The sequence below is a fragment of the Amphritea sp. genome (assembly GCF_016744155.1).
GTDB lineage: Bacteria > Pseudomonadota > Gammaproteobacteria > Pseudomonadales > Balneatricaceae > Amphritea.
In genome coordinates this window covers 554,740-563,499 of record NZ_JADGEW010000001.1, presented here as the reverse complement: position 1 = coordinate 563,499, position 8,760 = coordinate 554,740, and the positions used below count along the sequence as shown (strand labels likewise).

The window sequence follows — 8,760 nt, the reverse complement described above, 5'->3', positions numbered from 1 at the left end:
TAAAACGAGTATATGGGAACACTAAACATACGATTTCAAAATCCCTTTGAATAGGTGGCGAAAAAGCACTGATGGCTAAAGATAAGATTCAATCCTACGACACTATATACACTAATCAAAATATAACTGAACAATGACGTTCAGATCGCCTTTCTGCTGACTACTGTCAACAATGCAACGTTCTCATTTTGAAAATCTCCAGGGCTTGTCTTCAGGAACATATAAACTCTCTTTTTTAATACACCGCTGGGTAATGTCCGTCGCCTCAGAAAACAGCACATCCCGCCCTTCTGCTATTTTTCTCGTGTAAATAGGAATTATCCAACCGTAAAAAACCGCACGACACAACTGTGTTTTCTGGACACCGGCAACATCTACTTCACTCCAGTTACACCGATAACCCGCGATTGGCTTGCTTGGATCACTCTCGGAAATCAGTTTATAAGGAGTAGCGCTCTTTTCATCCGATGCATGCAGCCGAACCCGCGCGATATTATCTTGAGCCTGGTAGGTATATATAGCCTCGAGGGTATCCCACTGCTCTTTTTGATACGGGTTATATTGTATTTCTCCGCGAAGTCTTGCGGAGATATCCAACCGCTCTCCTGTTTCTTCAAGATAATTAATATCCGTAGTCGCGATAATAGTACGGCGACCCTTCATATCGGGCTGATCACTAATAAGCTTAGTAAAAACCTGGTCAAAGGAGATCACATACGCTGGCACCTCATCAAGATCGCAGTTAATGGGCGGCTGATCCTGCGCATAGCAGGTAGATATACTCAGTAGTGAGGCTATAGTAAGTAAGCGCTTAAAAATCGTACTTGGTTCCATCATCAGATCCGATTTATATCCCCGAAATTGAGTATCCTCAATGACTATCAGATCGGCTGAAAACTATGAGGTGAAGCAAAAATACCAAAGAAACAGTTCTTCTTACAAGCATTCACCAGAAACAGTGCGACAATCTGCCACATCCATGACACAAGACTCTTGGTTATAATTTCGCTTTCTGCCAAGCTAGCGTTATGAACTACACCAGCAATACCCGCCATCAGCTACTGCAACTCAGCTATATCCGTACGGTCACCATTTTTGGCCAGAGCGGGCTGCTGCTGTACCTCTATCTTGGCCTGCATGTCAGCCTTAATTTCTGGCTAATCGCTTTTGCCCTGATGGCGATGGCGCTATTGAATCTGTTATCGCTGATACGGCTGCGCTCACCACTACCACTGACCCAACTGGAATTTTTCTTCCAACTGGTTGCCGATATTGCTTTTTATGTCTGCCTGCTCTATCAGGTCGGCGGGGCTGGTAACCCGTTTTCCGCGTTACTACTTATTCCATTAATTATCAGCGCAACTTCTCTGCCAAAGAAATTCATCTGGCTGACAGCCTTTCTGGTAACTATCAGCTACAGCCTACTGATGCGTTATTTCATCCCCATCACCCTGCCGGATACCGGGCATCAGCATCAGGCTACAGCATTATTCAATCTGCATATGGCAGGTATGTGGGTCAATTTTATCCTGACTGCATTACTGATCACCTGGTTTGTCGTCAATATCCGGGAGAACCTACAGCGTCAAGAGGTGAAACTAAACCGAACACGGGAACAGAATCTCCGTAACCAGCAACTGCTATCTCTTGCAACGATGGCAGCAGGTACGGCCCATGAGATGGGTACTCCACTGGCCACCATGCGGGTTGTACTGCATGAGATGCAGTTAGACCACAGTGATAATACTGAGCTCCTTGACGATATTGAGCTACTTCAATCTCAGGTTGAGAACTGTTCCGACCGCTTAAAACATCTGGCAGAATCCGTAAAACAAGAGCAGAGAGATTCACGCCCACTGCCTGCCGAACAGTTCTTTCGTGAGTTATTGGATCGTTGGCTGTTTTTGCGACCCACTGCGAACTTTAACCCACCCGAAATTCATCTCAACGGCAAACCAACAGTGTTCAGCTCTATCCCTCTACAGCAGGCATTTATTAACCTCTTAAATAATGCTGCCGATGCTTCGGATAAGCCGTTGCAGATAGAGATATCATCAGATTATCAACAGATCCTCTTTAGCATAAAAGATCAGGGACCGGGCATTCCACTTGAGCAGGTGGAAAAACTGGGTAGTCCATTTATAACGACCAAGGGTAAGGGGCTGGGAATAGGCCTATTCCTAACCGCTTCCGCTCTGGACAGCTACGGCGGAGAAGTCCGGCTTTTCAATCAACCAGAAGGCGGCACCCTGACCGAAGTAAAACTACCTATCATCAAGGAGCATCAAAACGATGAACACTAATGACTCCTCAGTTAAATTTCTTATTGTCGATGATGATGAAACATTTACCCGGGTACTGAACAAGGCAATTCAACGCCGGGGGTATGAAACCGCAGTGGCCAGTTCTGCCGAACAGGCTCTGCACCTGCTGGAAAGTTTCACGCCAGATCTGGCAACCCTGGATCTCAAAATGGATGGTGCATCCGGCATCACTCTGGTGCCCAGATTAAAAGCCCTTAATCCCAATATTAAAATCCTTATTCTGACCGGTTATGCCAGCATCTCTACCGCTGTCGAAGCGATAAAACTAGGCGCTAGCGATTATCTGGCCAAACCTGCTGATACCGATCAAATCCTGGCTAAGCTGAATGTTACAGAACCCGACCCAGGTATTGAGATCGCAGACAAACCTATGTCGGTAGGGCGATTAGAGTGGGAACATATTCAGAAGGTACTGATCGAGCATGATGGAAACATTTCTGCCACCGCCCGCGCGCTTGGCATGCACCGCAGAACCTTGCAACGCAAGCTGCAGAAACGCCCCGTCAGAGAAGAGCACTAACACTCTAGTTACTGATCATCGATATACTTTTTAGCATCAAAGGTGCGAATCCAGTCGGGATAAAACACCATCATGCCGGTCATAATAATGCCGTTCAGGAGCCCCTCAGGAAACATAATCAGCGGCAATATCTGAATATATTCCTGATAGATTTTTTCGCCACTGTATACATCACTTATCCAGAGTAGAAAACTCATGCTCAGGCCGCCACAAAGGGTTGCCACACCAGCCCCCAGGAAAGCGCAAAGAAACAGATAGATAAAGAAATTGGTTGGCAGTTTTGCTTCAACCCTGCGCAAAATACCATAACTTACCAACACAGGAATAACGATAGTACTGAGGCCGTTGATAGCAAAACCATTCCAGACTTCATGCCCTATTAATGTTGTCCCCAGAAGCGCCAGACTAGCCGAAAGGATCGCCAGGTCCCAGCCAAACATCAGGGTCAGTACGGTGACACCGAGAAAGTGAATACCTAGTCCAGGAGAGACACCTGCACGCATCTGCCACAACAACATCAAACCGACAGTGGTGCCTAACAACAGATGCTGAAGCTGACGACTACTGAACAACGTTGACCAGGGAGCAGACCAGAGTGCAAAACCCAATAGCGTAAAATAGCCCACCTGTGCGAACCAGAACCAGAAGCCGCTAATCAGATCAGTGGTTAAATTCATATCGGAATCCGTTTATGAAACTGTACTGATACTACCCTGCTATGAACTCAGGAAGATTGCTACAGCTCATTAAAACCGCATCCTCCCTCCCTATATCGGTCGGGTAATAACCTTTACGTAGACCATCCTGCTGATAGCCTAAACGTCGATAAAGGCTTAACGCAGCAACGTTTGAACTGCGTACTTCAAGCATGTTACGGACAACTCCCCGGCGATGAAGTTGCTCATGGGCAAATTTCAGTACGTCCTCTGCTAACCCCTTACCGCGCAGACCGGGCCGAGTGGCTATCTGTAACAACTCTGCTTCATCCAACACAGTAGATAGCAGGGCAAAGCCGTTTAGTTGTCCACTCTGCCACAGGCCCACAGATAAAAATCGATCTCCGGTTATATACGAGTGTAGCTGACTATCGGACCATGGCGGGATAAAACAACAGGCTTCAATTTCAGAAAGGGAAGGCAGATCCTCTGCCACTAACAAGCGTATGGACTTACTGCTCATCGATAACCGTTGTCTGTCGCAGGTGATCCAACAGTGGCTGAAGATCACTCCAGACCTCCCGCTTACAACCCGGCAACATCATCATCTCTGTCAAACTAGCACTAGCCAGGGTTTTAACATCGGAACGCAGGCTGAACAGCATGCCACGCAATTGATCTAGAGACTCTCCCCGTTCAAGTACCATCTGAGCGGCTGACTCCCCCAATAGCAGCACCGTTTTCACCGGGGATTTTTCTAAGCTCTTCTTCAGCTTATGTTGTACTGTGAGGCGCGCCTGTTCGGCCCCCTGATCCAGTGATTTACTGGCAAACATCGGCCAGGGCAGAGTGTAGTAATCAGCGGCACTGCCGCCAACCAAACCGATGGAGCGAAGAATTTTATCCAACAAAATCTGGTGATGAGCATCCGCCTGACCACTCCCCTGCCGTGTGGCTGAGGATACCGGCGGCAGTGAATCGATCACCAAACAGTCCTGATAGGCCATAAAGGCTAATTTAAAGGGTTTCTGCTCAGTTTGTTCAGCTGGCTCAGGCAGATCAATCACTGGCGCATCGGGCTGAGAAACAGCCAAGACTTCAGCGACTGGTAGAGGTACAGATTCAGGTGGGGTGGCTGGCTGCGGCGTCGGCTGAACCTTTATTTTCTCTGGTTTCGCCTCAACGGTTGCACCAAAGCTGGCACTGAGTTCTGCCCGGGCTTGCTTCGCTGCAATGGCACGGTCGGCCGGATGAAGGAAAGACGCAGCCGTTCTCTGGGGATTATCCAGCGATTGAGCTGATTCACTTTCTGGCCAGCAGTATTCCCACACCCAATCAGGTGTGGGGCGCGCACCGGGCAGCTGTCGGCGTGGTAACCAGCTAGCAATGCCCATTGTTTCCAGATACTGATGTCGCAGCGACTGCTCCATATCCTGTTGCCCTTATAGCTTAATTTCCGACTGGTTCACACCTGAGGGTGCGCTTTCTCTTCGGTAGATTCAAGCATATTCAGTGCATGAATATAGGCTTTAGCCGACGCGATAATGATATCGGTATCAGCACCCAGACCATTGACAATCCTTCCGCCCTTCTCAAGCCTTACAGTCACCTCGCCCTGAGAATCGGTACCACTGGTGATCGCATTCACCGAATACAGTTCCAGTGACGCGCCAGACTGAACAATAGATTCAATGGCTTTGAGTGCAGCATCAACAGGGCCACTGCCGTCAGCTTCACCCGTCTGCTCGGAATCATTCATGGCAACGGTTACCTTCGCTACTGGCGTTTCACCTGTTTGCGAAGTCACTGACAAGCTGCTCAGCTTAAACTTCTCATAGTGTGAAGTGCGGGCATCGCTGACCAGCGCCTGAAGATCTTCATCAAAAATTTCGTGCTTCTTGTCCGCCAGATCTTTAAACCGTGCAAACGCTGTATTCAGTTCAGCATCGGATTCAAAGGTAGTGCCTAGCTCTTCCAAACGGGCACGGAATGCACTGCGACCCGAATGTTTGCCCATCACCATTTTGTTAGCGTTCCAGCCAACATCCTGGGCGGTCATAATTTCATAAGTTTCGCGGTGTTTCAGCACTCCATCCTGATGAATACCGGATTCATGTGCAAAGGCATTAGCCCCGACTATCGCTTTGTTTGGCTGCACCGGAAAGCCGGTAACACTGGAAACAAGACGGGACGCAGGAACTATCTGCGTCGTATCGATGCCGGTATGCAGTCCTAACACATCCTGACGAGTGCGCAGCGCCATCACTATCTCTTCCAGCGAAGCGTTACCCGCACGCTCACCTAAGCCGTTAATCGTACACTCCACCTGTCGAGCTCCGGCACTAACCGCCGCCAGAGAGTTTGCGACAGCCAGACCCAGATCGTTATGGCAGTGAACCGAGAATATCGCTTTATCTGCATTTGGAATTCGTTCCAGCAGTTGCTTCAGGGTATAACCAAACTCTTCCGGTACGGCATAGCCTACGGTATCCGGAATATTGATGGTGCGGGCACCGGCATCGATCACTTTCTCGATGATCCGGCACATAAAATCAAACTCAGAACGGCTGGCATCCTCCAGTGAGAATTCCACGTCGCTAATCAGGTTACGCGCCCGTTTAACCGCATAGACCGCCTGTTCTACCACTTTATCAGGGTCCATCTGCAGCTTGTATTTCATGTGAATAGGCGAGGTGGCGATAAAGGTATGTATACGGCCTGAGTTAGCGTTCACCAGCGCTTCACCCGCGCGGTCAATATCAGCGTCAAGAGCCCGGGACAGAGAACAAATGGTACTATCCTGAATAGTATCAGCGATCGCTTTTACCGACTCAAAATCACCGGGAGAGGCAATAGCAAAGCCCGCTTCAATAACATCAACCCGCATCTTTTCCAGCTGCTTAGCAATGCGCAGTTTCTCTTCACGGGTCATGGATGCGCCGGGGCTCTGCTCACCATCACGCAAGGTAGTATCAAAAATAATTACACGGTTATTATCGGTCATGACCGGACTCCAGAAACTGATTGGCTAACACTGCTTCAGTGCTGCGAAAAGACTGCTATGACTTGCCGAAAAAGAGCGCGGCAGGTGATGGGCTATTGATCAAAAAAGATAAAAAAATATCTGAAATTATGATGATAGCCGCTATATTATCTATTACCGCCTAATATAACTTTCTGATGGTTATTTGCAACTCAATGACGTACAAATACCCGTCTGTTAGTCGCTAAATTAAAGGGATTCAGCCGATGAATAGTGATCGCTTCGATCAGCCTATCGACCGCCATACAACCTTCAGTCAGAAGTGGGAAAAGTACCGGGATACCGACATTCTCCCCATGTGGGTCGCTGATACCGATTTTATGGCACCACCAGCGGTGATCGAAGCGTTACAGTCACGGGTTGATCATGGAATCTTTGGTTATACCAACACGCCAGCCGAACTCAACCAACTGATTATCGAGCGGATGGAATCTCAATATAACTGGACGGTACAGACAGAATGGCTGGTCTGGTTACCTGGTCTGGTCTGCGGACTAAACCTGGCCTGTCGCAGTGTCGGAGTCAGTCAGGATGCAGTAGCCACCGCCAAACCAGTCTATCCGCCGTTTATGTCGGCCCCACGACTCTCTGATCGAAAACTGATCAGTATCCCGATGATTGAGCAGGAACAACGCTGGCTGATCGATTTCGAAGCTCTGGAGCAGTCCATCACCGACACTACAACACTGCTGCTGTTCTGCAATCCGCATAACCCGGGCGGTACTGTATACACCCGGGAGGAGCTTGAGCAATTAAGTGAGATCTGCCTCAGGCATGAGCTAACCGTCTGCTCCGATGAGATTCACTGTGATCTGATTTTGGAGCCTGGACTACTACATACCCCCCTGGCATCACTGAACAACGAGATAGCCGCAAAATCGATCACTTTGATGGCACCCAGTAAAACCTTTAACATCGCAGGGCTCGGCTGTTCTTTTGCTATCATCCCCGATGCAGCTCTGCGCAAACAGTTCCAACAAGTACGCAAAGGGATAGTGCCCGATGTGAATCTACTTGGTTATACCGCTACTCTGGCGGCCTACAAAGAAGGCGGTAGCTGGCATCAGCAACAGCTAGATTACCTGAAAGGCAATCGGGACTACCTGGTCAATGAGATCAATCAAATTCCGGGCTTAAAGCTCAATCAAGTCGAAGCCACCTACCTCGCCTGGATAGACGTATCCGCCGCTAAACTGGAAAACCCAGCTCACTTTTTTGAACAAGCGGGTGTAGGTATGTCACCTGGCCGGGATTTCGGCGATGACCGTTTCATGCGACTAAACTTTGGCTGTACCCGAAGCATGGTAGTTGAAGCAGTGGACCGGATCCGCCGTGCGATGCTCAGCCACTTACCCGGAGGCTAATAAAAGTAGCTCAACATGACTGCGTCGTTTACTTGTGATTAGACGCGAACTCTCATTTTACTTGCTAGAAAAAGCAGTGATTCCTGATGCCCATTATCGACCCTAAGCGGACATCGCAAAGTGAGTACAAGTAAATGCCGGCGCCAATACATGTAACGTAAGATGCTGACCTTAAATAAGGCAAATTTGTAGGGTTAGGTAGCGAAACATGGGAATAACTTGTTGCGACATATGTAAGGTTGTACTTAAAGAGCAACCAATCGCTATTCCAGCCGAGTACGTACTAAGAAACAACAGTTTCAACGATACGGTTTACACTTGCTCTAAATGCGATGAAATAATGAGACTCACTTCCGTTCCTCACCAATGGGATGTTGTGTGACCTCGTAAGATATAGACATTTATCGATATAATTTTCTAAAGCCGGCATTTATTGTGGTGTTAGCCAATAGATAGCAGTATCTTTTCGGATATCTGAATTAGGGGGTAGGTATGGCAAGAAATTTTAAAGGACCTGGGCATAAAAGTCCTAATCCGAAGCTGGTCGGTCGGGGAATAATGGAAGCCATTGATACAGAGGGCCCTTTTAATGACTGGGTTGGGATGCCTCAATACTACATCCACCACTTAACCGTTGACTCTCAGAGTTATCGCTACCTATCGCCTGACAAGATCCTGGGAATTGAATTAGGGAAGAAAGTGACCTTTCGATACAAGGAAACCGCTAAAGACAAATTCATCGATAAAAACTCCCTGGGCGTTGTTATCGACCCGAGTGAATTGCTCTAGACCCTATAGTAGACCACTTATTCTGCTCATAAACATCTGGGCTGCGTCTCAGCAGCCTTACGTA

Annotated in this window: 9 protein-coding genes; 4 read left to right on the top strand and 5 right to left on the bottom strand. The window is 48.2% G+C overall.

Features of this window, described 5'->3' with window-relative positions; genetic code table 11:
• Positions 1-183 precede the first annotated feature (183 nt).
• The gene (locus QZZ54_RS02675; RefSeq protein ID WP_290698172.1) at positions 184-714 is read right to left on the bottom strand and encodes a hypothetical protein; all 531 of its coding nucleotides are present in this window, start codon (positions 712-714) and stop codon (positions 184-186) included.
• A 314-nt stretch (positions 715-1,028) separates the two neighbouring features.
• Between QZZ54_RS02675 and QZZ54_RS02670 the strand changes: the two genes are divergently transcribed.
• Both QZZ54_RS02670 and QZZ54_RS02665 read left to right on the top strand, forming a co-directional pair.
• The gene (locus tag QZZ54_RS02670; protein WP_290698170.1) at positions 1,029-2,303 is read left to right on the top strand and encodes an ATP-binding protein; all 1,275 of its coding nucleotides are present in this window, start codon (positions 1,029-1,031) and stop codon (positions 2,301-2,303) included.
• Positions 2,293-2,844, top strand: coding sequence for a response regulator transcription factor (locus tag QZZ54_RS02665; protein ID WP_290698168.1), 552 nt, complete (start codon positions 2,293-2,295; stop codon positions 2,842-2,844). The genes QZZ54_RS02670 and QZZ54_RS02665 overlap by 11 nt, the downstream gene beginning before the upstream one ends.
• 8 nt (positions 2,845-2,852) lie before the next feature.
• Here QZZ54_RS02665 and QZZ54_RS02660 read toward each other — a convergent pair whose 3' ends face one another.
• Genes QZZ54_RS02660 through QZZ54_RS02645 form a run of 4 tightly spaced genes read right to left on the bottom strand, consistent with a single transcriptional unit; the run spans position 2,853 to position 6,504 of the window.
• Entirely contained in the window at positions 2,853-3,521 is a 669-nt protein-coding gene (locus QZZ54_RS02660) for an energy-coupling factor ABC transporter permease (protein ID WP_290698166.1), read from the bottom strand.
• 31 nt (positions 3,522-3,552) lie between these two features.
• Positions 3,553-4,023, bottom strand: a complete 471-nt coding sequence (gene rimI, locus QZZ54_RS02655) for a ribosomal protein S18-alanine N-acetyltransferase (protein WP_290698164.1) — start codon at positions 4,021-4,023, stop codon at positions 3,553-3,555.
• Entirely contained in the window at positions 4,013-4,930 is a 918-nt protein-coding gene (locus QZZ54_RS02650) for a hypothetical protein (RefSeq protein WP_290698162.1), read from the bottom strand. Before QZZ54_RS02650 ends, rimI begins: the two co-directional genes overlap by 11 nt.
• A 35-nt stretch (positions 4,931-4,965) precedes the next feature.
• Entirely contained in the window at positions 4,966-6,504 is a 1,539-nt protein-coding gene (locus QZZ54_RS02645) for a 2-isopropylmalate synthase (protein WP_290698158.1), read from the bottom strand.
• Between the two features lie 245 nt (positions 6,505-6,749).
• Here QZZ54_RS02645 and QZZ54_RS02640 point away from each other — a divergent pair, with 245 nt between their 5' ends.
• A complete protein-coding gene (locus tag QZZ54_RS02640) occupies positions 6,750-7,907 on the top strand; it encodes a PatB family C-S lyase (RefSeq protein ID WP_290698155.1) in 1,158 nt (385 codons plus the stop codon).
• A 492-nt stretch (positions 7,908-8,399) separates the two neighbouring features.
• On the top strand, positions 8,400-8,696 hold the full coding sequence (locus tag QZZ54_RS02635) for a hypothetical protein (RefSeq protein WP_290698151.1): 297 nt from the start codon (positions 8,400-8,402) through the stop codon (positions 8,694-8,696).
• Positions 8,697-8,760 lie beyond the last annotated feature (64 nt).